The 26,062-nt window shown below is 67.8% G+C and carries 24 protein-coding genes, 1 tRNA gene and 1 other RNA gene; 14 read left to right on the top strand and 12 right to left on the bottom strand.

Going from position 1 to position 26,062, the window contains the following annotated elements; all coding sequences use genetic code 11:
- Positions 1-30 precede the first annotated feature (30 nt).
- A complete protein-coding gene (locus AC1DBD_RS15435; RefSeq protein WP_175322233.1) occupies positions 31-1,671 on the top strand; it encodes a stealth family protein in 1,641 nt (546 codons plus the stop codon).
- Positions 1,672-1,718: 47 nt separating this feature from the next.
- Here AC1DBD_RS15435 and AC1DBD_RS15430 read toward each other — a convergent pair whose 3' ends face one another.
- From AC1DBD_RS15430 to AC1DBD_RS15415, 4 genes are all read right to left on the bottom strand, one after another.
- The gene (locus AC1DBD_RS15430) at positions 1,719-2,663 is read right to left on the bottom strand and encodes a phosphodiesterase (RefSeq protein ID WP_441418940.1); all 945 of its coding nucleotides are present in this window, start codon (positions 2,661-2,663) and stop codon (positions 1,719-1,721) included.
- Between the two features lie 206 nt (positions 2,664-2,869).
- Positions 2,870-4,081, bottom strand: coding sequence for a formaldehyde dehydrogenase, glutathione-independent (gene fdhA / locus AC1DBD_RS15425; RefSeq protein WP_441418939.1), 1,212 nt, complete (start codon positions 4,079-4,081; stop codon positions 2,870-2,872).
- Positions 4,082-4,340: 259 nt separating this feature from the next.
- Positions 4,341-4,826, bottom strand: coding sequence for a glutathione peroxidase (locus AC1DBD_RS15420; protein WP_476892868.1), 486 nt, complete (start codon positions 4,824-4,826; stop codon positions 4,341-4,343).
- A gap of 101 nt (positions 4,827-4,927) precedes the next feature.
- Entirely contained in the window at positions 4,928-6,064 is a 1,137-nt protein-coding gene (locus AC1DBD_RS15415; RefSeq protein WP_476982436.1) for a M23 family metallopeptidase, read from the bottom strand.
- Positions 6,065-6,431: 367 nt separating this feature from the next.
- Between AC1DBD_RS15415 and AC1DBD_RS15410 the strand changes: the two genes are divergently transcribed.
- Positions 6,432-7,343 carry an oxygenase MpaB family protein gene (locus tag AC1DBD_RS15410; RefSeq protein WP_476908993.1) on the top strand — a complete coding sequence of 304 codons (912 nt, stop codon included), beginning with the start codon at positions 6,432-6,434 and terminating at the stop codon, positions 7,341-7,343.
- Positions 7,344-7,444: 101 nt separating this feature from the next.
- Here AC1DBD_RS15410 and AC1DBD_RS15405 read toward each other — a convergent pair.
- Positions 7,445-7,529: transfer RNA gene (locus AC1DBD_RS15405), tRNA-Ser, on the bottom strand.
- Between the two features lie 225 nt (positions 7,530-7,754).
- Between AC1DBD_RS15405 and ffs the strand changes: the two genes are divergently transcribed.
- The 5 genes from ffs to AC1DBD_RS15380 all read left to right on the top strand — a co-directional run bounded on the left by ffs (position 7,755) and on the right by AC1DBD_RS15380 (position 14,018).
- Positions 7,755-7,851, top strand: an RNA gene (gene ffs, locus AC1DBD_RS15400) — signal recognition particle sRNA small type.
- A 27-nt stretch (positions 7,852-7,878) separates the two neighbouring features.
- Positions 7,879-10,959 carry a DNA polymerase III subunit gamma and tau gene (locus AC1DBD_RS15395; RefSeq protein WP_476982435.1) on the top strand — a complete coding sequence of 1,027 codons (3,081 nt, stop codon included), beginning with the start codon at positions 7,879-7,881 and terminating at the stop codon, positions 10,957-10,959.
- A 51-nt stretch (positions 10,960-11,010) separates the two neighbouring features.
- Positions 11,011-11,610, top strand: coding sequence for a recombination mediator RecR (gene recR / locus AC1DBD_RS15390; RefSeq protein ID WP_441417894.1), 600 nt, complete (start codon positions 11,011-11,013; stop codon positions 11,608-11,610).
- Positions 11,611-11,649: 39 nt separating this feature from the next.
- The gene (locus AC1DBD_RS15385; RefSeq protein WP_476982499.1) at positions 11,650-12,207 is read left to right on the top strand and encodes a GNAT family N-acetyltransferase; all 558 of its coding nucleotides are present in this window, start codon (positions 11,650-11,652) and stop codon (positions 12,205-12,207) included.
- A gap of 452 nt (positions 12,208-12,659) precedes the next feature.
- Positions 12,660-14,018, top strand: coding sequence for an aspartate kinase (locus tag AC1DBD_RS15380; RefSeq protein ID WP_175322225.1), 1,359 nt, complete (start codon positions 12,660-12,662; stop codon positions 14,016-14,018).
- Between the two features lie 94 nt (positions 14,019-14,112).
- Here AC1DBD_RS15380 and AC1DBD_RS15375 read toward each other — a convergent pair whose 3' ends face one another.
- Entirely contained in the window at positions 14,113-14,346 is a 234-nt protein-coding gene (locus tag AC1DBD_RS15375) for a hypothetical protein (RefSeq protein WP_441418171.1), read from the bottom strand.
- Between the two features lie 183 nt (positions 14,347-14,529).
- Positions 14,530-14,754, bottom strand: coding sequence for a hypothetical protein (locus AC1DBD_RS15370; protein WP_175322223.1), 225 nt, complete (start codon positions 14,752-14,754; stop codon positions 14,530-14,532).
- A 78-nt stretch (positions 14,755-14,832) separates the two neighbouring features.
- Here AC1DBD_RS15370 and AC1DBD_RS15365 point away from each other — a divergent pair, with 78 nt between their 5' ends.
- The 4 genes from AC1DBD_RS15365 to AC1DBD_RS15350 all read left to right on the top strand — a co-directional run bounded on the left by AC1DBD_RS15365 (position 14,833) and on the right by AC1DBD_RS15350 (position 17,280).
- Positions 14,833-15,327 (top strand): MarR family winged helix-turn-helix transcriptional regulator, encoded by a 495-nt coding sequence (locus AC1DBD_RS15365; protein ID WP_441417896.1) that lies wholly within the window; start codon positions 14,833-14,835, stop codon positions 15,325-15,327.
- 69 nt (positions 15,328-15,396) lie between these two features.
- Positions 15,397-15,948: an SSI family serine proteinase inhibitor gene (locus AC1DBD_RS15360; protein ID WP_476982434.1), complete on the top strand. Its 552-nt coding sequence runs from the start codon at positions 15,397-15,399 to the stop codon at positions 15,946-15,948.
- The gene (locus tag AC1DBD_RS15355; protein ID WP_476982433.1) at positions 15,923-16,903 is read left to right on the top strand and encodes a 3-methyladenine DNA glycosylase; all 981 of its coding nucleotides are present in this window, start codon (positions 15,923-15,925) and stop codon (positions 16,901-16,903) included. Before AC1DBD_RS15360 ends, AC1DBD_RS15355 begins: the two co-directional genes overlap by 26 nt.
- Complete coding sequence (locus AC1DBD_RS15350) at positions 16,900-17,280, top strand: serine protease inhibitor (protein ID WP_476982432.1); 381 nt, start codon at positions 16,900-16,902, stop codon at positions 17,278-17,280. Before AC1DBD_RS15355 ends, AC1DBD_RS15350 begins: the two co-directional genes overlap by 4 nt.
- A 67-nt stretch (positions 17,281-17,347) precedes the next feature.
- Here the strand turns inward: AC1DBD_RS15350 and AC1DBD_RS15345 are convergent, their stop codons facing one another.
- Both AC1DBD_RS15345 and AC1DBD_RS15340 read right to left on the bottom strand, forming a co-directional pair.
- Positions 17,348-20,494: a S8 family serine peptidase gene (locus tag AC1DBD_RS15345; protein ID WP_476982431.1), complete on the bottom strand. Its 3,147-nt coding sequence runs from the start codon at positions 20,492-20,494 to the stop codon at positions 17,348-17,350.
- 291 nt (positions 20,495-20,785) lie between these two features.
- Positions 20,786-20,971: a hypothetical protein gene (locus AC1DBD_RS15340; RefSeq protein WP_476982430.1), complete on the bottom strand. Its 186-nt coding sequence runs from the start codon at positions 20,969-20,971 to the stop codon at positions 20,786-20,788.
- Positions 20,972-21,216: 245 nt separating this feature from the next.
- On the opposite strand from AC1DBD_RS15340, the gene purS reads away from it, so the two are divergent.
- Genes purS through purL form a run of 3 tightly spaced genes read left to right on the top strand, consistent with a single transcriptional unit; the run spans position 21,217 to position 24,558 of the window.
- Entirely contained in the window at positions 21,217-21,468 is a 252-nt protein-coding gene (gene purS, locus AC1DBD_RS15335; RefSeq protein ID WP_011690410.1) for a phosphoribosylformylglycinamidine synthase subunit PurS, read from the top strand.
- A 1-nt stretch (position 21,469) separates the two neighbouring features.
- Positions 21,470-22,228: a phosphoribosylformylglycinamidine synthase subunit PurQ gene (gene purQ / locus AC1DBD_RS15330; RefSeq protein ID WP_441417902.1), complete on the top strand. Its 759-nt coding sequence runs from the start codon at positions 21,470-21,472 to the stop codon at positions 22,226-22,228.
- The gene (purL, locus tag AC1DBD_RS15325; protein WP_476982429.1) at positions 22,225-24,558 is read left to right on the top strand and encodes a phosphoribosylformylglycinamidine synthase subunit PurL; all 2,334 of its coding nucleotides are present in this window, start codon (positions 22,225-22,227) and stop codon (positions 24,556-24,558) included. The genes purQ and purL overlap by 4 nt, the downstream gene beginning before the upstream one ends.
- Before the next feature lie 83 nt (positions 24,559-24,641).
- On the opposite strand, the gene AC1DBD_RS15320 is transcribed toward purL, so the two are convergent.
- The 3 genes from AC1DBD_RS15320 to AC1DBD_RS15310 form a co-directional block, all read right to left on the bottom strand.
- On the bottom strand, positions 24,642-24,935 hold the full coding sequence (locus AC1DBD_RS15320) for a DUF503 domain-containing protein (protein WP_476892878.1): 294 nt from the start codon (positions 24,933-24,935) through the stop codon (positions 24,642-24,644).
- Positions 24,936-25,019: 84 nt separating this feature from the next.
- Positions 25,020-25,337: a putative quinol monooxygenase gene (locus AC1DBD_RS15315; protein ID WP_476982428.1), complete on the bottom strand. Its 318-nt coding sequence runs from the start codon at positions 25,335-25,337 to the stop codon at positions 25,020-25,022.
- Positions 25,338-25,571: 234 nt separating this feature from the next.
- Positions 25,572-26,062 (bottom strand): helix-turn-helix domain-containing protein (locus AC1DBD_RS15310; protein WP_476982427.1); only part of this gene is annotated, 491 nt, incomplete at its 5' end.

The following is a 26,062-nucleotide window of genomic DNA, read 5'->3' as shown; positions in this document are numbered from 1 at the left end:
CATCGGGCCGTTTTTGCGCCCCGGGTTATTATGCAAGTAGAGATCCACGCACCTTCAACCACTCGGAGAATCGACATTACAGACGCATTGATCCAGGACGAGATTTACTACGGCAGCCAGGCGAGCGAAGACAACCACGCCCACGCGGAGATCACCTCGCCGGCCGCCGTCGCCAGACTCCGGACGCGCTCCGACGTGGTGCGCCGGCACGGCAGGTATGCGCTGATCAATGAAAACCGCACGCCGTACCAGGCCATGGTGGAAGACCTGCTGTTCGTGCGCTCCGTGCTTGCCGGGGCAAAGCTGGACTACCTGCTGGTCCGCGGCAACAACGACCGCCCCGTGATCGCCGTGGACTGGAAGAACCGTCGGGAACTCCGCGCCGCCCTCGTGGAGGCCTGCCGGGACGAACCGTTCTACTCGATGACCGTGGACGCCAAGAAGAAGTCCTCCGTGCTGGTGGCCGACGGTGAGCTTGCACTCAACCGCCAGGCCCGGATCTTCCGGCTGTACCGGCCCCGGGTGGAACCGGACGGCGGCCTCGAGTTCGGCGCCTCGGCCGGCGTCCAGCTGGAGCTCTGGAGCTTTGAGGGCGACCAGCTGATCCTGCCGATCGAAAACTCACTGACCCGGCGGACCCTGCTGGCCCAGGACGCCGTCCGCGGCACCGTCGAACGCTACGGCCACACCTGGCCCACCATCGAGAACATGTTCGCCGACCACGCCAGCGACATCAGCTTCGACGTCGATCTGGTGTTCTCCTGGGTGGACGGCAGCTCGCCCGAGTACATCGCCGCGCGCCGGGCGAGGATGGCAGGCGTCGTTGTGGGAGAGGGAGACGACCACGAGGCCCGCTTCCGCCAGATCAATGAGCTGAAGTATGCCCTGCGCTCGGTCTACATGTTCGCGCCGTGGATCCGGCGGATCTTCATCGCGACGGACTCCCCCGCCCCGGAGTGGCTCGCGGACCACCCGAGCGTGACGATCGTCCGCAGCGAGGAGTTCTTCGCCGACCCCTCCGTGCTGCCGACGCACAACTCGCAGGCGGTCGAGAGCCAGCTCCACCACATCGAGGGCCTCTCCGAGCACTTCCTGTATTCCAATGACGACATGTTCTTCGGCCGGGCAGTGCGGCCGGACATGTTCTTCACCCCGGGCGGGATCACCAAGTTCATTGAGGCGGAGACGCGGATCGGGCTGGGAGACAACGACGCCGAGCGCAGCGGTTTCGAGAACGCGGCGCGGGTGAACCGCAAGCTGCTCTGGGACCGGTTCGGGCGGATCACCACCCGCCACCTGGAACACACCGCCGCGCCGCTCCGGCGCAGCGTCGTGGCGCAGATGGAACAGGAGTTCCCGGCCGAATTCGCGAAGACGGCGGCCAGCCGGTTCCGGGCCGCGGACAACATCTCCGTGACGAATTCGTTCTACCACTACTACGCGCTGCTGACCGGCCGGGCCGTGACCCAGACTGCGGCCAAGGTGCGGTACGTGGACACGACGGCCCGCGCCGGCCTGAACTACCTGCCGAAGCTGCTCTCGAAGCGCAACATGGATTTCTTCTGCCTCAACGACGGAAGTTTCCCGGAGGTGGCTGCCGAGGAGCGCGCCGAACTGGTGACGGACTTCCTGGAGAAGTACTTCCCGATCAAGGCGCCCTGGGAGAAGTAAAAACGGGAACTAGCCGCGGGGAAGCTGCCGGCGAAAGCAGCTGCCGGCTAGTTCCGCGTGGTGATCCGGCGGTGGCCCGGGGTTTGTGCCGGATCCTCAAGCCTGGCCTGGCGCGGAATCCGGATCCCCGCGGCGGCAATGCGCCGCTGGGCCTCTTCGGCCGTAACGAATTCGCCCACCGCAGGCATCGTGTCGCCCACTTGCACCACCGAATGCACGATCGTGTGCTCGTAGACGTGGACCAGGTTGAACGACTGCCCGCTATCCCGGCCCCGGCTTCCGCCCACCGGGACGTTCAGGTCCTGGGTGTAACAGGTGGCGGACGCGACCGAGACGGGGATGCCGGCAAACGTGGCGGTCGTCGAATAGTGCAGGTGGCCGCCCAGGATGGTTCGCACGTCGGAGTTCCGCAGCACCCCGGCAAGCGCTGCCTGGCCGCGCAGTTCAACCAGTACGGCAAGATCCAGCACAGAGGGCACCGGCGGGTGGTGCAGGGCCAGGATGGTGCCGTCGGGTGCCGGGGTGGCGAGCTCGGCGGCGAGCCACTCCAGCTGCGCAGCGCTCAGTTCGCCGTGGTGGAACCCGGGGACGGAGGTGTCCAGCGTGATGACCCGGAGGCCGTTGATGAAGTAGCTGTGGTCCACAGGTGCGTCGTCGGCCGGCTGGTCCAGGAGCCTGGTCCGGAAGTTGGTCCGGTCGTCGTGATTGCCCATCGCCCAGATGACTTTGGCGCCCATGGCCCGGCAGGCAGGTTCCACGATGCCGCGCAGCTTGGAGTAGGCCTCCGCCTCGCCGCGGTCGGCCAGATCGCCGGTGAAGATCACGGCTTCGGGGCGCGCGCCGGAGGCACGGACTTGCTCGAAGAGTTGTCTGAGCCGGGAATCTGCGTCCACCGCGCCGTGCAGGGGATCCGTACCGCCCAGCAAATGCGGATCGCTCAGGTGGAGTAGGAAATGACGTGGCCGGGGGTGCTCGGCCTCGATGAGCTCCATTGCAACCTTCCTGGTTGGGTGGCGGCAGATGCCTCCAGCGTCCCTCTCAGTTAGATCTATCCAACCAGACATTCGGCCGGCAATGTGCAAACTCCAGTAGGCATGTTTGAAAAAGGGTGTAAATCGAGTATTCCGGCGGACACATACCTGCTTACGTATATGCAGGCTGTGTCCGCCGGAAAGTGGATTACTCGGTTGCTTCGCGGCTAGCTCAGGTAGCCGTTCGGGTTGAGTACGTACTTTGTGGCGGCACCGGCGTCGAACTCGGCGTAGCCCTTCGGTGCGTCCTCGAGCGAAATCGCCTTGGCGTTGACGTTCTTCGCGATGTGGACCTTGTCGTGCAGGATCGCCATCATGAGCCCGCGGTTGTACTTCATCACGGGGCACTGCCCGGTGGTGAAGCTCAGCGACTTGGCCCAGCCGGTGCCCAGGCTCAGGGAAAGGGCCCCCTTCTTGGCTGCCTCGTCAATGCCACCCGGATCCCCCGTGACGTAGAGTCCGGGAATGCCGAGGGCACCGCCGGCCGCCGTGAGTTCCATCAGCGAATTGAGCACCGTCGCCGGGGCCTCCTTGGCGTCGTGGCCGTGCCCCTTGGCTTCGAAGCCGACGGCGTCGACGCCGCAGTCGACCTCAGGGACTCCCAGGATCTGCTCGATCTGTTCGGCAGGTCCGCCTTGGGACAGGTCGACGGTCTCACAGCCGAAGCTGCGCGCCTGCTTGAGCCGGTCCTCGTTCATGTCACCGACAATCACGACGGCGGCGCCCAGCAGCTGCGCGCTCGTGGCCGCCGCGAGGCCCACGGGGCCGGCCCCGGCGATGTAGACGGTGGAGCCCACACCAACGCCGGCAGTGACGGCGCCGTGGAAGCCGGTCGGGAAGATGTCCGAGAGCATGGTCAGGTCCATGATCTTCTCCAGCGCCTGGTCCCGGTCGGGGAACTTCAACAAGTTCCAGTCCGCGTACGGGACCAGTACGTAGTTCGCCTGGCCGCCGACCCAGCCACCCATGTCCACGTAGCCGTACGCGGCGCCCGGACGGGCGGGGTTGACGTTCAGGCAGATGCCGGTCTTGCGTTCCTTGCAGTTCCGGCACCGGCCACAGGCGATGTTGAAGGGTACGGAACAGATGTCCCCCACCTTGATGAACTCGACGTCCGGGCCGACTTCCACGACTTCGCCAGTGATTTCGTGGCCCAGCACCAGGTCTGCCGGGGCGGTGGTGCGCCCGCGGACCATGTGCTGGTCCGAGCCGCAGATGTTCGTGGCAACGGTTTTAAGGATTACGCCATGGCGCACCGGGCGGCCCACGTTGGCGGGGTTGACCCCCGGGCCGTCCTTGAGTTCGAAGGTGGGGTAGTCAATGTCGATAAGTTCGACTTTTCCTGGCCCTTTGTAGGCAACGGCTTTGTTTCCTGTCATCACTTTCCTCCTGGTTTCACGGACCCCAATGTTGAGTGCCCAGTTGTGACTCACGAAGCATTCTGATGCGCCCTCCACGGGGCTACGTCGGCTGCACGGCCGACGGGCAGAGGTGTCTGCGCCGCAGGTATGCCCGGAATGTCGGAGGGTTTCGCCAGTCTAGGCCTGAAGCATGCTGAGGGATAGGGCCCCTTGTGCCCTTGCATTCCCCCGCCGCCCAAAGCTGGCTGGCAGGGACCAGCGGTGGTCCGACGGCGGCTCAGCCGAGCGCCTGCCGCACTGCCTCGATGACCTCGGCTGAGTCGGGCTCCACGGTGGGCGCAAAGCGGGCCACGATCTCGCCGTCGCGATTTACCAGGAACTTCTCGAAGTTCCACTTCACCAGGCCCGGCAGCAGGCCGTTCTTGAACTTGGTCAGCTGCGCATAGAGCGGATGCTGGTTCTTGCCGCGGACGTTGGCCTTGGTCGTCAGCGGGAACGTCACACCGAAATTGCGTTCGCAGAACTCGGCGATTTCCGCGTCGGCGCCCGGCTCCTGCCCGGCGAACTGGTTGCACGGGACGCCGAGGACGCTGAAGCCCTCTTCGCGGAACTTGTTGTGGAGCGCCTCCAAGCCTGCGTACTGGGGGGTGAAACCACACTGGGATGCCACGTTCACCACCAGCACCACCTGGCCGCGGAACCGGCCAAAGTCCGTTTCGGTGCCGTCGTTGAGGGTCAGCGGGATGGAGTGCAGGGATGTCATGGCTTGGTTTCCTCGCGGGCTTGGGGGCAGGAACAGTTCACGACGGTAATTCGCTGCCACGGCGCGTGGGTATGGGTACGGGCCGCGCCGGACTGCCGTGGCTACGGAGTTGGGGAGATCGCGGTTTCCAGGGCGCCCGTCGGCTCGGTGGAGACGGTCTCCGCTGGAACCGCCGGAGCGGTGGGGGCCGGAGCGGGCGGGGTCGGAGCGGGCGGGGTCGGGTCCGACGCCGGATCAGTCACCGCGGGTGTGGGGGTGGGGGTGGGGGCCGGGGGCTCGGCCGGTGCCGGCGCGGTCGTCGGCGGCGCGGTCGGCACCGCCGTCGGCGTGGTCGTCGCCGGAGCGGTCGGCGTCGGCGTGGTCGTCGGCGGAGCGGGCGGCGCCGGCGCGGCGGGCGGCGTCGATGTCGCTAGCGGCGAGCCGGTGGGGGTCGGTGACGGCTTCGCCGCGGCAGTGGCCGGAACCTCGGGTACGTGTGTCTCCTGAACCCCGCCGGTTACCGCACGGGTGTGATCTTCGGACACCGGAATGGCCCAGTCCGCGCCGGCGCTCCCCGCGCTGCCGGCACCCTGCTTGCCGGCAGCAGGCGCATAGCTGACCATCTGGATGTTGTCGAGACGGTCCACCTGCCGCGTGGGGAGGAACTTCCAGTCCAAGGGGTTGGTGTGCGAGCCGTTGAGGATCGTCTCGAAGTGCAGGTGGCAGCCCGTGGACGAGCCCGTCGTGCCCACCTTGGCGATGACTTCGTCCACTCCCACCGATTCGCCCTTCTTCACGGCGATGCCCTGAAGGTGGTTGTACGTGGTGATCAGGCCGTTGCCGTGGTCAATTTCCACCCGGTTGCCGCCGCCCCAGGGGTGCCATCCGACGGCCCGCACCACACCGGCGTCGGCCGAATACACCCGGGTGCCGCACGGGGCGGCAAAATCCTGGCCCCAGTGGAACTCGCCGGCGGTTCCGGTCAGCGGGCTGGTGCGCAGCCCGAACGGGGATGACTCCAGCAGTGTTTCGAGGGGCGCCATCAGGAAGCCCTTCGGCGGGCGCGAGAGGCCTGCCGACGCGACCCGGAGCTCGACCTTGCCGTCTTTGGACGTGGTCTGGACCGTGGTCCGGGCGAAGGAAATGAGGGCATGCCGGTCTGCGGTCAGCCTTGAGGTCTCCCGTGCCGCACCCCCGGGGTCAGCGGCGATCCCGGGAGCCAGCAAACCCGGGCCGGCGGAGCCGGTGGCCAGCGGCACCGCCGCATCCCGGGCTGACGGTCCCGCCGGTGCGGACGGCCCGAAAACCAGCACCGCAAGAGCCAGACCCGTGGCTGCCGCCAGAGAGCGCGCGACGACCTCCGAAGTTTTGGACTGCGCACTCGTTGAGTTTCCCCAGTGTTTTCCCACGATGTGACTCCCGCGATTTTTCCGCCAGGCCCCCATCCCAACGGGCCCACCCCCTTATGTGAACACACTCGACCGGGTCTGTGAACCTCCGCAATGTCTGGCTCCGCGCGAGGTTCGGGGCGGTTTCGGGCCACCGCGCGGCGGATTGGGTGGCGCCCCAGTAGCCCCGCAGGGAAAACAGGTACCGGCCCAGCACCGACCGGGTAAGAATAGGAGTATGCGCAATGTCCTCAGGGAGTGGCAGTCCGAGCTCAAACAGACGTTCACCGGAACCCGGGATGCGGTCCCGGAGTGGGTGGGGCGCCTGGCTGAGGGCGACGACGCCGGCTTCCACCTTCCGGGCTCCGCCGTCTGGGCGGTGCACGGGGGCATGCCGACGATTGTTGCCGGCATCCGCGCCCTCCTGATGCAGGCCTTGCACCCGGGGGCTTTGGCCGGGGTGCACGACCATTCCCGCTTCCGCGAAGACCCCCTGGGCCGGCTCGCCGGGACCATCCGCTGGATCTTCACCGTCTCCTACGGGTCCACGGGGGCCGCCCGCGCCGCGTCCGGCTGGGTGCTGCGGTTGCACGAGTCGGTGCACGGAGAATTCACCGACGGCCACGGCGTCGTGCGGCCCTACGCGGCGAACGATCCGGAGCTGCTCCGCTGGGTGCACATCGCTTTCACGGATGCCTTTCTGTCCGCGCACAATATCTGGGGCGGGCCGATTCCGGGCGGCCCGGACGCCTACGTCCGCGAGTGGGCGCAGGCGGGGACGCTGATGGGCGTGGAGGCGCCGCCGCTGAGCGAGGCTGATATGCGCCGGCAGCTTGACCGCTGGTACGACGACGGCGAACTGGCCTCGGGCGCCAAGGTTGCCGAAACCGTGGCCTTCATCCGCGATCCCCCGCTCCACCCCGCACTCAGGCCCGGGTACCGGGTGCTCTTTGCGGCAGCGGTGTCCAGCCTGGAGCCAAAATACCGGAAGATGCTGGGGCTTCGGACCGCAAGGATGGGCCCGATCCCGCTGCCGGTGAAACTGGCGACGAAAGTCACCCTAAGCGTCGTCCATCTCGCCCTGGGGCGGGTTGGCCCGAGCGAGCAGGCAGCACGCGAAAGGCTCCGCCGGCTGGGGTTCGCGGAGTAAGTGTGACTGGGCGGCGGACCCTCACTGCGGCGGGGCCCGCGTCTGCGGCGCGCTGGCTCAGGACGCAAAAAGGCCCCGGTCCGATGGACCGGGGCCAAACGCGGAGAATGGGGGATTTGAACCCCCGAGGGCGTTAACCCAACACGCGTTCCAGGCGTGCGCCATAGGCCGCTAGGCGAATTCTCCAGTAGCTTCTGAATCAAAAGCAGATACTAGACTACCTGAACTTCCCGGCTTCGCCCAATTGAGCCCTCCGCCCTGCGGCCACGGGACATGCCCCACGCTCCCATCGGACGTTGGACATAGTCGCCATATGCCCACGCCGCGGCCCGAAGAATGGGCATGTCCCGCCGCGAAACAGCAGGCCAACACCCGGATTCGGGGCACGCCCGATCGTCGGGTAAACTAATCGACGGCCCCTCATGTGGCGTCATCCTGTTGAACTCCCCCAGGACCGGAAGGTAGCAAGGGTAAATGGGCTCTGGCGGGTGCATGGGGGGTCTTTTATGTCTGTGCCGATTGGTAGGGTTTAGCTGTGACTGTTACTACCGCTCTTTACCGCAGATACCGCCCCGATTCGTTCGCGGACGTTATCGGGCAGGAACACGTCACCGACCCGCTGATGACGGCCCTGCGGAAGAACCGCGTCAACCACGCCTACCTCTTTTCCGGCCCACGCGGCTGCGGTAAAACCACCTCCGCCCGCATCCTTGCGCGTTGCCTGAACTGTGCCGAAGGCCCCACCGACACCCCCTGCGGCGTGTGCCCCAGCTGCATCGAACTGGCCCGCGGCGGCGCCGGTTCGCTCGACGTGATCGAGATCGACGCCGCGAGCCACGGCGGCGTCGACGACGCCCGTGACCTGCGCGAACGCGCCACCTACGCCCCGGTCCGCGACCGCTACAAGATCTTCATCATTGACGAAGCCCACATGGTCACCTCGGCCGGCTTCAACGCGCTGCTCAAGATCGTCGAAGAGCCGCCGGAACACATCAAGTTCATCTTCGCCACCACGGAGCCGGACAAGGTGATCGGCACCATCCGGTCCCGCACCCACCACTACCCCTTCCGGTTGGTCCCGCCGGAGCCGCTCATGGCATACCTGGAACTGCTGTGCCGGCAGGAGAACGTACCTGTGGCCCCGGGCGTACTCTCGCTCGTCATCCGCGCCGGCGGCGGCTCCGTGCGGGACTCGCTTTCCGTGCTGGACCAGCTCATGGCCGGCGCCGGCCCGAACGGCCTGGACTACGAACTGGCTGTGGCCCTGCTGGGCTACACGCATGCCTCCCTGCTGGACGACGTCGTCGAGGCTGTCGCCGCGTCCGACGCCGCTACCGTGTTCCGCGCCGTGGACCGCGTCATCCAGACCGGCCACGACCCCCGCCGCTTCGTCGAGGACCTGCTCGAGCGTTTCCGTGACCTGATCATCGTGCAGGCCATGCCGGAGAGCGCCCAATCGATCCTGCGCGGCATGCCCGCGGACCAGATCGCGCGGATGCAAAACCAGGCACACAACCTCGGCGCGGCCGAACTGTCCCGTGCTGCAGACGTGACCAACACGGCGCTCACCGAGATGACCGGTGCCACGTCCCCCCGGCTGCACCTCGAGCTGCTGTGCGCCCGCATCCTGCTGCCCAGCTCCGAGCAGACTGAACGCGGCATCGCCGCCCGGATCGACCGGGTGGAGCGGCGCCTGAATTACGCCGGGAACGACGTCGGGACGCCTGCCCCCGTATCGTCGCCGGCTGCCGCCCAGGCACCGGCACCGGCACCGGCCCAGGCTCCTACGCCTCCCGGCCACGCCCCTGCAGCGGCATCGGCTGCCGCGGCCCCGGCATCACCTCAGGCACATCGGGCAACTCCGCCCGCCCCGCTCTCCAACCGGCCTGCCGAAACCTCGGACCGGACCCCGGCTGCCGCCACCAGCGCGCCCTCGGCCAGCCCGGCCCCGGAGGCGCTGCCGCAGGAAGCGCAGCCGGAACGGCCAGCGCTCACGGCGCCGCGGGTCAGCACCAGCGACTGGCCGGTGGAGGAATCCGCGTCTCAGAACGGCGCCTCCCGCCCGGAGCAAGCACCGCCGGCACCGACCGAATCGGCCCAGACCGCCCCGTCCCCACCGGCGGCTCCGGCCCAACCGGCTCGGAATGAACCGGCCGAGCGCCCCGCGGCCGGCGCCGCTGCAGCGACGCCTGCCCCAGCCCTTGCACCCGCCCCCGCGGCGGTCTCCGGGTCCGGACCCGACGTCGAGGTCTTGCGCCGTGCGTGGCCCGAGATCCTGCAGACCCTGACCAAGATCAAGCGCAGCACCTGGGCTCTCGTCGAACCAAATGCGCAGGTGGGGCACTTCGAGGATCAGGTCCTGACCCTTTCCTTCACGACATCCGGGCTCGCCGGCGCTTTCGGCCGGGCGGACCACGCCGAGAACCTGCGTCAGGCGATCCACAAGACGATCGGCATCGACTGCCAGATCACGGCCGTCGCCGGCGGCACCAACAGCTCAGCGAGCTCTGAGCCAAACCCAAAAGCGCCCGCTAGCCGGGAGGCCCCGGCCACGTCGGCGGATGTGGCATGGGGCCTTGCCCCCGCCGCGACCGGGGCTGCCCCGGAGTCCCCGTCGACGGCCGGCAATGGGGTCGAAACCGGACCTGCCGCCGCCGCGGAAACGCCCGCGCCGCAGTCCGCATCTGCGCCCTCACCGGAGCCTGCCCGTCCGGCCCCGGTCGAGCCGGTGTCGGCGCCGGCAGCGACCGCCGCGCCCACAGGCCCGGCCCCTGAACCGACCGACGGCCCCGCCTCCGAGCCCGGTGGTTCGTACTCGTACCCGGACGACGACTGGGGTCCCCCGCGGGACGAGGACGCCCCGCCACTGGATGAAGAGCCGCCGCTGGACTGGGATCCCTCAGCCCCGGAAGCCGCCCGGCCCGCGTCCCCAGCGGCGCCCGCACCGGCGCGCACCCCGGCCCGAGCCCGGTCCAGCAAGGAAGCCCCCGCTACGACCCGGTCATCTGCCCCGGCGCCTGCCCCGGCCGCCAAGGATGCCGCCGAGGACCCGTGGGCACGCGCCGTCGAGCAGTCCCCCGGGGTCTGGACCGTCGGCACGGAATTGAACGTGGGGCGGCACACCTCCACGGAGGCCGTGGCGGAGTCCGCGCAACGCACCCCCGAGCCGGAGCCGCCGCACTACGAGCCCGCGGCTGCCCAGATCCCGGAGCCGGTAGGCGCCTTTTCCGCCGGATCCGGATCCGGATTCGACGGCGCCGCTGCCACCCGGGCACCTGCGGCCGGGCCCGCCCCTGCCGCCGCCGGGCCCACGGTCATCACCGCCGCGGCCTCCCCGGTCGCGGCCACGGCTCCGGTCGGCGCCCCTGCAGCCTCCGGACGGCAGAGCCTCTACCAGCGCCTGTCCAACAGCCCCGAGGCGGAAGCCGGACGGGCCAAGGCACCAGCGCGCGCCGCCGTCGCCGCCACCAGCTACGTCCAGGACGTCCCAAGCGCCGACGACGAAACCATCGAGGAGTCGGGCGTCTTCGGCCGCGCCGCCGTCGAGCGTATTCTGGGCGGGAAGCTGCTGGAAGAGCGTTCCCTGGACGGAAGCCCGCTGGCGCCGCGCTTCTAGCCCTCCCGGCGGCCGCACGGGCCGCCGCTCCCCCAAACGAACGAGGAAATTGTGTACGAAGGTGCAGTTCAGGAGCTGATCGACGAGCTCGGCCGCCTTCCCGGCGTCGGGCCCAAGTCCGCCCAACGGCTTGCCTTCCACATCCTCGAAGCCGATCCGCAGGACATGAAGCGCCTGGTCGAGGCCATCACGTCGGTGAAGGAGCGGGTGAAGTTCTGCACGGTCTGCGGCAACGTCACCGAGCAGGAGCTGTGCAACATCTGCCGGGATCCGCGCCGCGACCCCTCCGTGATCTGCGTTGTGGAGGAGTCCAAGGACGTGCTGGCGGTGGAGCGCACCCGTTCCTTCCGCGGCCGCTATCACGTACTGGGCGGCGCCATTAACCCGATTGCCGGGATCGGCCCGGAACAGCTTCGGATCCGCGAGCTGCTCACCCGGCTCAACGACGGCGCCATCCAGGAAATCATCATCGCGACGGATCCCAACCTCGAGGGCGAAGCAACGGCCACCTATCTGGCCCGGATGCTCAAGTCGATTGGCATCGCCGTCACGCGGCTCGCGTCCGGCCTCCCGGTCGGCGGCGACCTCGAATATGCCGACGAAGTCACGCTGGGCCGCGCCTTCGAAGGCCGCCGCAACGCGCTGAGCTGACGGGCCCAGTGGCCCCCGACGGGCGGCGCTCCCGCCCCAATCGGCACCGAGCGCCTGATCCTGCGTCCGTTGACCGCCGACGACGACGGCGCCGTCCTGCGGTTCCGCGGCAACCCGGATGCCGTGCGGTATCTCTCCCACGAAGCCCTCAGCCCGGACGCGAACAGGGCCCGGTCGCGGAAAGTGCAGGCCGCTGCGGCGGCTTCCACCGCAGAGTGGTTCAGTTTCGCCTGGGCCATCCAGCTCCGGGCAAGCGGGGAGGTCATTGGAGACGGCCGGACCTGGAACTCAGAGGCTCCCCCGCTGCCCGGCAGGATCCCTGCCCATGCCGCGAGTCTGGGGTACATCCTGCACCCGGATCACCACGGGCTGGGCCTCGGCAGGGAAGCCGCCGGCGCCCTCGTGGAATGGTTGTTCACCGCCCGTGGAAGCCGGAGTGTCTTCGCCGGCGTCTACGAACCCAACCTCCCCTCGCGCAGGCTGCTGGAAAGCCTCGGCTTCCGGCAAGACCGCTATTTCACCGCGGCCGAGGACACTGCGGGCAAGAAGCTTCCGTCCTGGCGCTACCGGCTCGACCGGCCCGACCGGCTCGACTGAACCAGTTACCGCGGAGCGGGCAGACCGGGGCAAACACGGCGGGCACGGCCGATGGACATGCCCAACGGCCCCTGCCGCGAATGGACATAGTGCCCATATGCCCATCCCCCGGACACAGGAGTGGACATGTCCAACGCCGCAAACGCACATGTCCATCCTCCGCGCACGGGACTGGGCATGTCCAAGGCCGCCGACGAACATGTCCATCCGCCGCGCCCACGAACGGGCATGTCCACGGCCGCAGCGGGACATGTCCTCTCCCCGGGACGGACGACGGGCATGTCCACCAAGAGCGGGCACCGGCAGCGGCCCGGTCCGTCCGGCGTTCGGTCACAATTCAACTCCGGGCCGCCGACGGCGATAAACTTGGTTCAGAAGTAGCTGTCGCGCCGTTCGGCTGCGCCGTTTAGTAGCTTCGCCCAGAACCCCGATGATCCAGTGAGGGTGCGCGCATGAGTTTGCCCACTACCGAAGTCCACCCCGGACCGCAGCCGCAGGAGCTGCCCGCGATTCCTGCCGCCACCAAGCACCTCGTCGTGAAGAAGTTCGGCGGTTCCTCGGTGGCGGACGCGGAAGGTATCAAACGGGTCGCCCGGCGCGTGGTGGACGCCCACAACGCCGGCGATGAAGTCGTCGTCGTTGTTTCCGCCATGGGCGACACCACCGACGAACTCCTCGACCTGGCCGCCCAGGTGACCGACTCCGCCCCGGCCCGGGAAATGGACATGCTCCTCTCCGCCGGTGAGCGCATCTCCATGGCCCTGCTCGCGATGGCCATCAACAAATACGGTGCCTCCGCCCAGTCCTTCACGGGTTCCCAGGCCGGCATGATCACCGACGGCATCCACGGCAAGGCCCGGATCATTGACGTTGACCCGCACCGGATCCGCACGGCCCTGGACAAGGGGCACATCGCGATTGTCGCCGGCTTCCAAGGCATGAGCCGCACCACGAACGAGATCACCACGCTCGGCCGGGGCGGCTCGGACACGACGGCGGTGGCGCTGGCCGCGGCCCTCGACGCCGATGTATGCGAGATCTTTACCGATGTCGACGGCATCTATACCGCGGACCCGCGCGTAGTCCCGTCCGCCAGGAAGATCGACCGCATCTCCAGCGAGGAAATGCTGGAACTCGCGGCCTCCGGCGCCAAGATCCTGCACCTGCGCTGCGTGGAATACGCGCGCCGCTTCGGGGTGCCGCTGCACGTCCGCTCCTCATTCAGCCAGAACGAAGGCACCTGGGTCCTGCCCAGCGCCGATGACAAGATCACGATTCAAGAGGGAGTTGCCTTGGAGCAGCCAATCATCTCCGGCGTTGCACACGACCGTTCCGAAGCCAAGGTCACGGTGGTCGGCGTTCCGGACATCCCCGGCAAGGCTGCGGCCATCTTCCAGGTCATCGCCGACGCGCACTCCAACATCGACATGATCGTCCAGAACGTCTCCACCCACGGCACCGGCCGGACGGACATCTCGTTCACGCTGCCGATCGTCGAAGGCGCCGACGCCCTCGCCGCCCTCCGCGCCGCACAGGCCGAGATCGGCTTCGAGAACATCGAATACAACGAGAAGATCGGCAAGCTGTCCCTGATCGGCGCCGGAATGCGCTCGCACCCTGGCGTCTCAGCACGGTTCTTCGCAGCACTCTCCGAGGCCGGGATCAACATCAACATGATCTCAACCTCGGAAATCCGCATCTCCGTGGTGACCCACGCCGACCTGCTGGACGACGCCGTCCGCGCCATCCACAAGGCCTTCGACCTGGACAGCGAGGACGAGGCCACGGTTTACGGCGGCACGGGCCGCTAGGACTTCTGGAGGCCACGGACCGCTTCGCGGCCGATAAGAAAGGGAGCGGCACCTGCCGCTCCCTTCTTCGTTTCCGTCCTGCCCCCCGCGCGGGTCAGACTTGTTCCTTCGGGAGGTCTTCCCGGCGGACGGCGTAATGATGTCCCTGCGAGTCCGTTTCCACTTCGAAGCCGGCGAGATCGGTCTCCGACGCTAGCTCGTAATCATCGTGCCTGTGCACGACCGGAGCGGTGGTATCCCCCCGCGAGGCGGGTCCAAACAGGAATCGCACCCAGGACGATGGGTGCAGGTGCCGGCTCAGTGCAGCCTTCCTCAGCGCATGTGCCATATTTCCCACCCCCTCTCCTACTGAAAGGCCATTTCCTGCTAATGGGCCATTCGGAACAGCGGTGGCGCGGGCGGCGCCAGTGTGCCCATTTTACGCCCGACTGCGGCAAAATGCGCGGTGGGAACCCTCGCCGGTGCGAAGGTCGGATCCCGCCGCTTAGGCAGCGGCGCGGGCCGGGCCGGCCTAGCGCAGGGACTTGTCCTCGGGGTTGCGGGGCACCACGTAAGTGCTGCCGTCTGGCCGGTGCAGGGTCTCCCACTGCTGGGTCTCGGCCTGCCGCTGGGCCAGCAGCTGGCGGTTCTGCTCCGTCATCTCATGGCCGAGCGAGGTTCGGCTGGCCGGGCCAAAGACGGCCCGCAGCTTTCCGGTCGCCCGCATGAACCGCTGGGCGGTGTTGTCCTTAGCCATCGCTACCCACTCCTTCGTACCTGATGTTCCACCAGTGTACGCTAATCATTAGCACACTAACTATTTGAAGGAGGCCGGATGACCGATGTCATCGGAACCCCCGGAAGTCCCGCAGCCGCCGTCGTGGACGAGGACCTCCTGCTGGAACACCAGCTCTGCTTCGCATTGACCGTCGCGTCCCGCAGCGTGGTCGGCGCCTACAAACCGGTGCTCGACAAGCTGGGACTCACCCACCCGCAGTACCTCGTGATGCTCTGTCTGTGGGAATCCAGCCCCCGGACCGTCCGCGACATCAGCGATGCACTCGCCCAGGAACCGGCCACGATTTCGCCGCTGCTGCGGCGGCTTGAAGCGGCGGGCTACATCACCAGGCAACGGGCCGAGGGCAACGAGCGCAGCCTCGCCGTGCGGCTGACGCCCCGCGGCGCGGCGCTGAGGGAACAAGCAACGGCGGTCCCCGGCACCATGATGGCCCGGCTGGGCCTGGACCGGGAGCAGGTCGGCGAACTGCATGCCGCCATGATGCGGCTCATCGACGCCACCCGGGCGGCGGACGGCACTACCCGCAGCTAGGGTACTTCCGCCCCGCGCCCGGGACCGGCCGCGGCGCTAGAATGGGGCTGAGACCGAGGAGAAGAGCCCATGCGCAAGAACCTGATTCCCACAGCGCTCATCTTGATGACGGCCGTCGGACTGGCTGCCTGCTCACCGGGCGGCGGACCTGCGCCGAGCGCCTCGTCCACCGGCCCTGCCTCCGCCTCGACGCCGGGCGGCACCCCCTCCGCCGACACCGAAACCACCGCGCCGGCTCCCTCGCCGTCGGCCGAGGCCCCTACCGCCGGACCCGGCCAGGGCAACGCCGAGTTGGCCATCATGATCAAGCCCTCCGAAAGCGCGAAGGCCGTCAACTACACCTTGGTCTGCCAGAACGGCGTTCCGGCGGCGGAAAGCAAGCACCCCAGCGCCGCTGCGGCCTGCGCCGCCCTGAAGAAGAATGCGGCGCTCCTCAGCCCCGCACCCCGGGCCACCGACCAGGCGTGCACCCAGCAGTACGGCGGCCCGGACCAGGCGACCGTCACAGGTTCCGTCGACGGTAAGGCAGTCGAGTCGAAGTTCGGCCTGCGGGACGGTTGCGAGATCGCCCAGTGGAAGGCCGCTAAGGACATCCTTGGCTCAACCGGAGGGGCTGTCTAAACTGCAGCACCTTCCGCAGGACGCCTGGCTGGCGCGCGAAGCCGCCCACCAGCAGCGCGTCCGCACCTATTCCGATCCCTACCTCGCCCGGAGGTCGGCCGGCCAAAAGCACCCGGTGGAAGACTTCCTCTTCACGTACTACACCCAAAAACCTGGCCAGCTGCTGCGCTGGCACCCGGGCGCCGGCGTCGTGCTGTCCGGGCCGGCGGCAGCGGAGCGTTCCGGCTGGAAGTACTACCGCGTGCCCGACGCCGGCGAACTCGCCGCCGCGGGTCTGGCGCCCGGCACGGACGCGGTGACGGTGGACGCCGAACGGTTCCTCGGCGAGCGGCGCGACGCCGTGCAGTTTGCCGGCATCATCCTGGCGGGGACGGCCGCCCGGCCGGCGCAGTTCGGCTGCTTCGGACTGCACGAGTGGGCCATGGTCTACCGGCAGGACAAATTCGAACTGCGGCACGAGTACCTGAAGCTGCGGCTCGGTTCCGAGCAGACGGACCGGGTGGTCGAGGACAACCGGATCAGGTGCTCGCATTTCGACGCGTTCCGCTTCTACACCCCGGACGCGGTGCCGCTGAACACCCTGAAGCCGAGCCGCGAGAACCAACGGACCATGGAACAGCCCGGCTGCCTGCACGCCAACATGGACCTGTACAAGTGGGCCTACAAACTGGCGCCCGCGCTGCCCAGCGAGCTGGTCATGGACTGCTTCGAACTCTCCTGGCGGATCCGCGCAATGGACATGCAGGCCTCCCCCTACGAACTGAGCGAATGGGGTTACCCGCCGATCCGGATCGAGACCCCGGACGGCAAAGCCGAATACGTGGAGCACCAGCGGGCCTTCGCCGACGCCTCGCAGGAACTGCGCCGACGGCTATTGCAGGAACTCACGCCGCTGCTGGAGGCCGCCGCCGTCGCGGCTCCCCCGCTTCCCGCGGCCCAGGAAGGACGCCCATGACGGCCACCCACGGAGCGGACAGCCCGCACGACGTCGACCTCACAATCACGCTGACGGAGGCGCCCGGGGCGCCGGAGGTCAGTTTCCGCCTGGTCGCCGACGACGGCGGGGCCTCCGCCGCATCCACCCTGCCGGATCCTGCCGCGGCACTCGAGGCCCTCCGCCAGCACGGCGAGGAAATCTTCTTCCCCCTCCCCGGCCCGCCGCGGCTGTGCACCCAGCAGTACGGCGGCCCGCAGGTGGCCGTGGTCACCGGACGCTACCTGGGCCGCGACGTTCGTAGCGAATTCAGCCGTACCGACGGCTGCGAAATTGCCCGCTGGCGTGCCGTGGCGCCACTGCTGGGCGGCACAGCGGGATCAACCGGGGCCATCTGAGGCGGGCCTTAAGCAGCGATGGCCGGCGGTGAAAACCGCCGGCCATCGCTGTTGTTAGTTCAACTGCCTAGATGGCGTTGTTCCGGACCTGCGCCGGGTTCTGGTTCACCACGGTGGCCGGAGCCCCCGAGGCGGGAGCAACCGAGGTGGTGCCGGCCGGCGTCACGACCACGCTGACGAACGTCGGTTCGCTGGCGCCCTCGAAGGTCACCCGGCCGATGTACGAACCAACGGCGAGCCCGGTCCAGTTAAGCGTGAGCTTGCCTGCCTTGCCGTTGGTCAGCTTCAGCGGGTTCGGCGAGAGGGTTGCGTTGCCCACATTGGCGCCGAGCACTGCTGCATCCACAGAGGCCTTGCGGGCGTTGCCGTCCGGGCTGGAGTACAGGTTCGCGTAGATCGTGTACTTGCCGCCGGCCGGGTTGGCGATCGACAGGGTCTCGCTGGAGGAGGACGTCGCGACCTGCTCGACGCCGCGCGGAGTCACAACCCACATGTCGAAGTCGGAGTTCGGGTCCGAAGAGAGGACCGAGAACTTCGCCAGCGGCACCCCGGCCGGAACCGTGACGGTCTTGACGAACGTCGAGGCGTCGGCTCGGCCGGTGAACGGACCCGGGACCAGTTCCACGGCGGAGGAATCCGCCTTGGACAGGCCGTCCAGGGTCATGCTGGTCGCGCCGTTCGTACCGGAGACCACGTTGATGTCACCGGAACCGGTGGCGGACTGGGTGGTGAAGGAAACGTCCTTCGGGGCCACCACGGACTGCGGGCGGACCGAGATCGGCGAGGAGACGGTCTTGCCCGCGCCGCGCCACGTCAGCGAGCCCATGGCGAACTTGCCGAGCGCCGCACCCTGGTTTTCGAAGGTGACCTTGAAGGTACGCTTCTCACCGGCTGCCTTGAAGTTCAGGGCGGCCGGGGCCACGCTGACCTTGATGCCGGGGACATTGGCCGAGACCTGGTAGACGCCCGGGGTGAGTGCGGTGACCGTGCGGGTGACCTCGATCTTGCCCGTGAGGTTGCCCAGCCCGAAGGACGCGACGTTCATGTCCCGCGGCTTGGTGCTGGTCGGCAGCTTCAGGTTAACGCCGGTGCCCTGGATGAACTTCATGTAGTCCTCGATATCGGCGTCGTAGACCAGGCCCGGATCAACCATGCGGGCCGGATCGACTTCGCCGGCGCCGGTGGCGTGCACGTCGGTGTCCTTGGACCCGTCCGCGAGCTTGACGTCGGAGGCAGTGGTCATCATGGCGGACTTCACCGTGGCCGGCGACCAGGTCGGGTTCTTGCCCAGGAGCAGGGCGCCGAAGCCGGCAACATGCGGGGAAGCCATCGACGTGCCGGACATGAAGCCGAACTTGGCCCCGCCCTCACCGATGGGCGACACACCTGCGAGCACCGCGACACCCGGAGCGGCGACGTCGGGCTTGAGCAGGTCCGAGTCGGTGGCCAGCAGCGGGCCGCGGGAGGAGAAGCCGGCAATCTGCGGCTGGGCCTCCAGCGGCAGGCCGGTGGTGTCCTTGTTGACCAGCGAAACCTTGATGTCCGGAGTGGCCGTGACCTTGGCCTTGATGGCCGCGGTGGCCGGCGGGTTTACGTGCACGGTCGGGACCGAGTGCTGATCAGCGTCCAGCGAGGAGCTGCTCAGGTTCACCAGGATCATGCCGACGCCGCCGCCGCGCTTGACCTCGGCGCTCTTGGCGACGCGGTCGAAGACACCGCGGTCGCAGACCACAACCTTGCCGGCGACCTTGGCCGGGTCCAGGGTGTCAGGTCCACACAGCGCCGCGTTGGCGTTTCCGGCGGTGGCGGCCGCGGTGGCAGCCAGCACGACGCCGGCGTCCTTGACCTCGCGGTTCATGATGCTGGCGCCGCGGAACTTGGTGCCGTCAGCGAATTCCACCGTGCCCTGGAGCTCCTGGGAGAAGCTGCTGGCGGCGACCGTGGTGACCCACGGTGCGCCGTGGTTGACGGTGCTGGCGGTGGGACCGGAGTTGCCGGCGGAGGCGGCAACGAAGATGCCGGTGGCCGCCGCGTTCAGGAAGGCCACCGAAACCGGGTCAATGACGGAAGTCGCGGAGCCGGAGATGGAGTAGTTCAGGACGTCGACGCCGTCCTCGATGGCCTGCTCGACGGCGGCCACCGACGAGGAGCTGTAGCAGCCGCCCGTGTCGGGATCAGTGTCTTCCCAGCAGACCTTGTAGACGGAAAGCTTCGCAGCCGGCGCGATGCCGCTGGTCAGGCCGAAGCTGCGGCCGTCGACGAAGGTCTCGACGTTCTTGTTGCCGGCAGCCGTGCTGGCCGTGTGGGTACCGTGGCTGGCAACGTCCACCGGGGACAACTGCTCCTCCGGGGCGCGGTCGCCGGCCGGAACGTAGCGCAGGAAGTCATCGGCGAAGTAGTGCGCGCTCAGGACCTTGGAGTTGCAGGCGGAGCCGTCGAAGGAGGCGCCGGTTCCGGTGCCCTTCTGGCACTCGCCGGTAAAGGTCTCGCCGTCGGCCTTGAGCATGGCGATCTTGCCGTCAGCGGTGCGGTAGGGGACGCCGACGACAGGTGAGCCCACGAGGGGCTTGACCTCTTCGCCGGCAAAGAAGGCGCTGTCCGGGGTGTAGCCGGTGTCGATCACGCCGACGACGACGCCCTTGCCGGCGGCATCCTGGCCGCCGAACTTGGTGTTCCACGTGCCGTTGGGGCCGCTGAGCTTGAGGAAGTCGGTGCTGGAGTAATCCGGGGCGTTTTCCGTATCCGGTGCCACTGTCAGGACGTTGGGGTCCTTGGCGAGCTTGACGGCCTGGTCCGTGGTGAGCGTGGCGCTGAAGCCGTTCACCGCAGCGGAGAACTGGCGCTGGATCTTGACATTCTGCTTGGCCGCGACGTCCGCCTGCTTCTTCTCCAGGTGGGCGCGGTACTTCTTGACCTCGGCCTTGTTGGCGTCGAGTTTCTTGCCCTTGGCGGGCTTCGTGGCCGGCATCCCGTTCGTGCTGCCGTCGTAGGTGGCCGCCGGCTTTTCAGCCAGCAGGACGATGTAGCGGCCGTCCGGGTAGTTGGCGGGGTCCAGACTCTTCTGCGCGATTCCGGCGACGGTGGATCCCTGGGCCGGCGCCGCGGTGGCGGGCGCGATGGCAACTGTTGAAAGGAGAACCGGCAAGCCCAGGGTCAGTGCCGCGGCCCTCCGGAGTCCCCCGCTTCGAAGGAAGCTCTTTCCTGGTGATTTCACGAGTGATTTGAACCTTTCAGAAGGAACGGTCCCGGCGCCTTTGCCGGGGACGACGGTCTGGTACGGGTTCGGGAACAGTAGTTGACTCCCGTCCCCGGCGGATACCAGCCGATTCATACAGTACAGACTGAGAGCCGGATATGACATAGGCCACAGGTGACCAATCAAAATTAGTCATATCCCTCTACAAGCAGCGTGGCCCGCTGGGCATGGCAAAGCCGGGACGGCAGCGCCGTCCCGGCTGGCGGGGGTTGTTTTTGCGGCCGCTACGCGCTGGCAGGCGGCCGCTGGCTACTGGCGGGGCGTTCGGACAACCTCGCTGATCCAGGCCCTCGTCTTGTCATCAAGGGGGCCGGCCACATTGGTGGACCTGGCTGCCCGGTCCGCCTTGATCTTCTGCAGCACCATCCTGCCGAGGCCCGCGAAGACGGCGGCGGCCATCACAGGAAGCAACACGGATTTCGATTTCTCAGCCATGGGGCTCATCCTACTGAGCGCACCCTGCGGAGACCATAGCCGCCCCAGACCCGGGCCGCCGGGAGCACCGCCCGGTCACGAATGCGCCGTGATGCACGCCGCCCGGTAGAATGGGCGTGCAAGCTCGCGGAGCGCCCGTTCCATGTTGTTGTTAAACACCGTTGTCCTCACCACACAGCGGATCGGCGTGAGACGGCACTACTCCGCTGCGCCCTTACCCAATGCTCACGCACAGGAGTTGCCGGATGCCCCGGATCGTTGTCGACGTCATGCCCAAGCCCGAGATTCTCGACCCGCAGGGGAAGGCCATCGTGGGTGCACTGCCCCGCCTGGGCTTCACCGCTTTCAGCTCTGTCCGCCAGGGCAAGCGCTTCGAACTGACCGTCGACGGCGAGGTGACCGAGGAGATCCTGGCCCAGGCCCGGAACGCCGCGGAAACCCTGCTCTCCAACCCGGTCATTGAGGACGTCGTCAACGTCGAGGTCGTCGAGGCCTGAGATGACTGAACTTCCCCTGATCGGTGAGGCCGTGGCCGTCGCCGCTCACCCCCAGCTCGCCGGTGCCAAGATCGGCGTCGTCACCTTCCCGGGCACGCTCGATGACCGCGACGCCGCCCGCGCGGTGCGCCTGGCCGGCGCCACCCCGGTGGCCCTCTGGCACGCGGACACCAGCCTGGGCGACGTCGACGCCGTCGTCATCCCCGGCGGTTTCTCCTACGGCGACTACCTCCGCGCCGGTGCCATCTCCCGCTTCGCGCCGCTGATGGCCAAGGTCATCGATGCCGCCAACTCGGACGCCAGGCTGCCGGTCCTCGGCATCTGCAACGGCTTCCAGATCCTCACCGAGTCGCACCTTTTGCCCGGGTCGATGATCAAGAACGACCACCTGAAGTTTCTCTGCCGGGACCAGGTCCTGCGGGTCGAAAACAACACGACCGACTGGACCCGCGACTACGCGCTCGGCCAGGAAATCACGGTGCCGCTGAAGAACCAGGACGGGCAGTACATCGCGGACGAGAAGACGCTCGACGCGCTTGAGGCGGAGGGCCGCGTGGTGTTCCGTTACGTCGGCTGGAACCCGAACGGCTCCCGCCGCGACATCGCCGGCATCTCCAACGCCGCCGGGAACGTCGTGGGCCTGATGCCGCACCCCGAGCACGCCGTCGAAGCCGGCTTCGGCCCGGAAGAAGGCTCCGGTACCGAGGGCCTCGGCTTCTTCACCTCTGTCCTGAACAAGATCGTGGGAGACAACAAATGACGGAGACACCCGCAGTGGCGGCGCCCGCGGAGACCGCCCAGAAGTTCAACATCGACACCGTGGAGAACGCGGCCCGGACCCCGGACACCGAGCTCCCCTGGGCCGAGCTGGGCCTGAAGCAGAACGAGTTCGACGAGGTCGTCAAGGTCCTCGGACGGCGCCCGACCGGCGCCGAGCTGGCCATGTACTCCGTGATGTGGAGCGAGCACTGCTCCTACAAGTCTTCCAAGAACCACCTGCGCCAGTTCGGCGAAAAGGTGACGGAGGAGATGAAGAAGGACATGCTCGTGGGCATCGGCGAGAACGCCGGTGTCACCAACCTGGGCGACGGCTGGGCCGTGACGTTCAAGATCGAGTCACACAACTCGCCGTCGTTCGTGGAGCCCTACCAGGGTGCGGCGACCGGCATCGGCGGAATTGTCCGCGACATCATCTCGATGGGCGCCCGCCCGGTGGCAGTGATGGACCCGCTGCGCTTCGGCGCCATCGACCACCCGGACACCGCCCGCGTCATGCACGGCGCCGTGGCCGGCATCGGCGGCTACGGCAACTCCCTGGGCCTGCCGAACATCGGCGGCGAAATGGTCTTCGACTCCGTCTACCAGGGCAACCCGCTGGTCAACGCCCTCGCCGTCGGCGTCATGCGGCACGAGGACATCCGCCTCGCCAACGCCTCCGGCAAGGGCAACAAGGTGGTGCTGTTCGGTGCCCGCACCGGCGGCGACGGGATCGGCGGCGCTTCGGTGCTGGCCTCGGAGTCCTTCGATGACACCAAGCCCTCCAAACGCCCCGCCGTGCAGGTGGGCGACCCCTTCGCCGAGAAGGTCCTGATCGAATGCTGCCTGGAACTCTTCAAGGGATCCCTGGTTGAGGGCATCCAGGACCTGGGTGCGGCCGGCATTTCCTGCGCCACGTCCGAGCTCGCCTCCAACGGCGACGGCGGCATGGAAGTCGAGCTGACCTCCGTGCTGCTGCGCGACCCCACGCTGACGCCGGGCGAGATCCTGATGTCCGAGTCGCAGGAACGCATGATGGCCGTGGTCACCCCGGAGAACATCGCCGCGTTCGAAGCGGTCATGGACAAGTGGGCCGTGGAGTACTCATGGCTGGGCGAGGTAACCGACACCGGCCGCCTGATCATTACCTGGGACGGCGAAGTGATTGTCGACGTCGACCCGCGCACCGTGGCCCACGACGGTCCGGTCTACGACCGCCCGTACGCCCGCCCGGAGTGGCAGGACGCCGTCCAGGCCGACGCCTTCACCGGCTCCGTGCAGGACACCGGCCGCCCCGCCGCCCCGGCGGAACTGGCCGCCGCGGTCACCGAGCTCGTCGCCTCGCCGAACATGTGCTCCAAGTCCTGGATCACCGACCAGTACGACCGCTACGTCGGCGGCAACACCGCCATGGCGTTCCCGGACGACGCCGGCGTGGTGCGGGTGGACGAGGAAACCGGCCTGGGCGTGGCCCTGGCCACCGACGCCAACGGCCGCTACACCTACCTCGATCCGTACCACGGCGCGCAGCTGGCCCTCGCCGAGGCGTACCGCAACGTGGCGACCTCCGGCGCCGTGCCGATGGCCGTCAGCGACTGCCTGAACTTCGGCTCCCCCGAGGATCCCGACGTCATGTGGCAGCTCGCCGAGGCCATCCGCGGCCTGTCCGACGCCTGCATGGTGCTCGGCATCCCGGTCACCGGCGGCAACGTCTCGCTCTACAACCAGACCGGAAGCGTGCCGATCCACCCCTCCCCGGTGGTCGCCGTGCTCGGCAAGCTGGACGACGTCGCCCGCCGCACGCCCTCGGGCTGGCGCGAGGACGGCCAGGCCATCTACCTGCTGGGCACGACGGCGGCGGAACTGGACGGCTCGGAATGGTCCAACCTGCGCGGACACCTGGGCGGCCTGCCGCCCAAGGTGGACCTCGCCGCGGAACGCGAGCTCGGTGAAATCCTGATCAACGCCTCACGCGACGGCATGGTCGACTCCGCGCACGACCTCTCCGAAGGCGGCCTCGCGGCGGCCCTCGTCGAGTCCGCGCTGCGCTACGGCGTCGGTGCCCGCATTTCGCTGCAGGACGTGATGGACCGCGACGGCGTGGACCTGTTCACCGCGCTCTTCTCCGAGTCCCAGGCCCGCGCCATTGTGGCAGTGCCCCGCTCGGAGGAAATCCGGTTCAAGGACATGTGCACCGCCCGCGGCTTCGAGCACGTCCGGATCGGCGTCGTGGACGCGGAGAGCGGCAAGCTGGAGATCAACGGCGTCGACACCCTGGGCCTGGACGCACTCCGCGAAGCCCACGAGGCGACCCTGCCGAAGTACTTCGGCTAGCACTTCCGGCTCCAAGCAACGCGGGGTCACTTACCGCCCATAAATCCCCTCGGGATGGGCGGTAAGTGACCCCGCGTTGCTTCTTAATCGTCGCTGCGCAGTTCGCGCTGGCGGGCGCTGAGCAGCTCGAGTTCCGGTCGCGCGGCCATGAAGCGTTCGACGGCGGCCAGCACCTCGATCAGGTGCGCCCGGTCCGCCGCGACCAGCCCGACGCCGATCACGGCACGCCGGTACTGGTCATGCAATCCGGCCTCGGTCACGGAGACGTCGAAGCGGCGCTTGAGCTCGGCCAGCACGGGCCGCACGACGGACCGTTTCTCCTTGAGGGTGTGAACGTCGCCCAGTAGGACGTCGAATTCAATCCAACCGATCCACATGTCCTAAGACTATCGATTGCTCCCCACCGGCTCGCCCACCTCGCAAGCTCGGCCAGGGAGCAACCGGCGTGGGCCCAGGCGGGATCAGATGGTGAGCTCACCCATCCGGTCCCAGCCCTCGCCGTCGAACTGGCGGCTGATGATCCGGGGGGTCTCCTGCAGTGCCTGCGGCATGTCGGCCATGGCCTGCTTGAAGTGGCTGCTGTTGACGTGGTCGCCGGCGGCGTCGTCCTTGAAGGCCTCGACCAGGACGAACTCGTTGGGGTCCTCTACGCTGCGGGACCAGTCGAACCACAGGTTGCCGGGCTCCTGCCGGGTGGCCTGGGTAAAGTCCTCCACGAGGCCGAGCCAGCGATCGGACCATTCAGGCTTGACCTTGAATTTAACGACAATGAAGATCACGGCTGGGCCTTTCGGTTGGGGTGTAACGGACTTCCATTCTTACAGTTTCGGACCAGGAGATCAGCAAGCGTGGATGGGCCGGCGGGGAAAGTTCCGACTGCTGCGGCGTTCCCACCCGTTCCGCTCCGCCGCTCGGCGCGAGCTGGAACTCGACCATGGCCTCGGCGCCACGTCCCGCGTCGTGCAGGTCCAGCGAAGGGTTCTCCCTTCAGCGCGGGATTCTGTCCTGCCGGTTCACGGCCCGGTCAGTTTCTTTAGTTCGGCGGCTCGAGTGCGCAGGAGTTCCGGGTTCTCCTGCACGTCGCTGAGCGAGACCCCTGTAAGTTCCCTGACGGCCCGCCGCATGGCTTGCAGGCTTGCGAACCCGCTGGCGCCCGCGATGTCCGTCAGGGAGCGTTTCCAGGCGGTTTCTTCGGCGAGGAGCTCGAGGGCTTCCAAGGTCCTCAGGGCCCGGATGTGTCCGCTGACCTGGAGCGTTTCGTTTTCGAAGAGATAGTAGAGGGCCCGGCGCGAAAGAAATGAGTAGGCCACGACCTCGTCAACGGTGAGGGCACGGTTTCTGAAGTTCTTGCGCATGAATTTCTTGATCGTTGCGATGCGGGCCAGTCTTAGATCGCCGGGATCGGCCGTGGTTTCGAGCAAGGAGCTGACCAGGGCCGTCATCATCGACCGGACGACCGGTTGGAGATGCTGCATCTCCTGCGCTATGGCTGTCCGCTGCCAGC

It is taken from the genome of Arthrobacter sp. 10T419 (genome assembly GCF_056394105.1).
Note: the sequence above shows the minus strand (reverse complement) of the source record. Positions and strands in the feature narration are given on the sequence as shown.

What these genes read in the sequence shown, in the direction of transcription:
- AC1DBD_RS15435 (WP_175322233.1), top strand. Translation starts at nt 31, where the DNA reads ATGCAAGTAGAGATCCACGCACCTTCAACCACTCGGAGAATCGACATT.
- AC1DBD_RS15430 (WP_441418940.1), bottom strand. Translation starts at nt 2,663, where the DNA reads ATGGAGCTCATCGAGGCCGAGCACCCCCGGCCACGTCATTTCCTACTC.
- fdhA (WP_441418939.1), bottom strand. Translation starts at nt 4,081, where the DNA reads ATGACAGGAAACAAAGCCGTTGCCTACAAAGGGCCAGGAAAAGTCGAA.
- AC1DBD_RS15420 (WP_476892868.1), bottom strand. Translation starts at nt 4,826, where the DNA reads ATGACATCCCTGCACTCCATCCCGCTGACCCTCAACGACGGCACCGAA.
- AC1DBD_RS15410 (WP_476908993.1), top strand. Translation starts at nt 6,432, where the DNA reads ATGCGCAATGTCCTCAGGGAGTGGCAGTCCGAGCTCAAACAGACGTTC.
- AC1DBD_RS15380 (WP_175322225.1), top strand. Translation starts at nt 12,660, where the DNA reads ATGAGTTTGCCCACTACCGAAGTCCACCCCGGACCGCAGCCGCAGGAG.
- AC1DBD_RS15375 (WP_441418171.1), bottom strand. Translation starts at nt 14,346, where the DNA reads ATGGCACATGCGCTGAGGAAGGCTGCACTGAGCCGGCACCTGCACCCA.
- AC1DBD_RS15370 (WP_175322223.1), bottom strand. Translation starts at nt 14,754, where the DNA reads ATGGCTAAGGACAACACCGCCCAGCGGTTCATGCGGGCGACCGGAAAG.
- AC1DBD_RS15365 (WP_441417896.1), top strand. Translation starts at nt 14,833, where the DNA reads ATGACCGATGTCATCGGAACCCCCGGAAGTCCCGCAGCCGCCGTCGTG.
- AC1DBD_RS15360 (WP_476982434.1), top strand. Translation starts at nt 15,397, where the DNA reads ATGCGCAAGAACCTGATTCCCACAGCGCTCATCTTGATGACGGCCGTC.
- AC1DBD_RS15350 (WP_476982432.1), top strand. Translation starts at nt 16,900, where the DNA reads ATGACGGCCACCCACGGAGCGGACAGCCCGCACGACGTCGACCTCACA.
- AC1DBD_RS15340 (WP_476982430.1), bottom strand. Translation starts at nt 20,971, where the DNA reads ATGGCTGAGAAATCGAAATCCGTGTTGCTTCCTGTGATGGCCGCCGCC.
- purS (WP_011690410.1), top strand. Translation starts at nt 21,217, where the DNA reads ATGCCCCGGATCGTTGTCGACGTCATGCCCAAGCCCGAGATTCTCGAC.
- purQ (WP_441417902.1), top strand. Translation starts at nt 21,470, where the DNA reads ATGACTGAACTTCCCCTGATCGGTGAGGCCGTGGCCGTCGCCGCTCAC.
- purL (WP_476982429.1), top strand. Translation starts at nt 22,225, where the DNA reads ATGACGGAGACACCCGCAGTGGCGGCGCCCGCGGAGACCGCCCAGAAG.
- AC1DBD_RS15320 (WP_476892878.1), bottom strand. Translation starts at nt 24,935, where the DNA reads ATGTGGATCGGTTGGATTGAATTCGACGTCCTACTGGGCGACGTTCAC.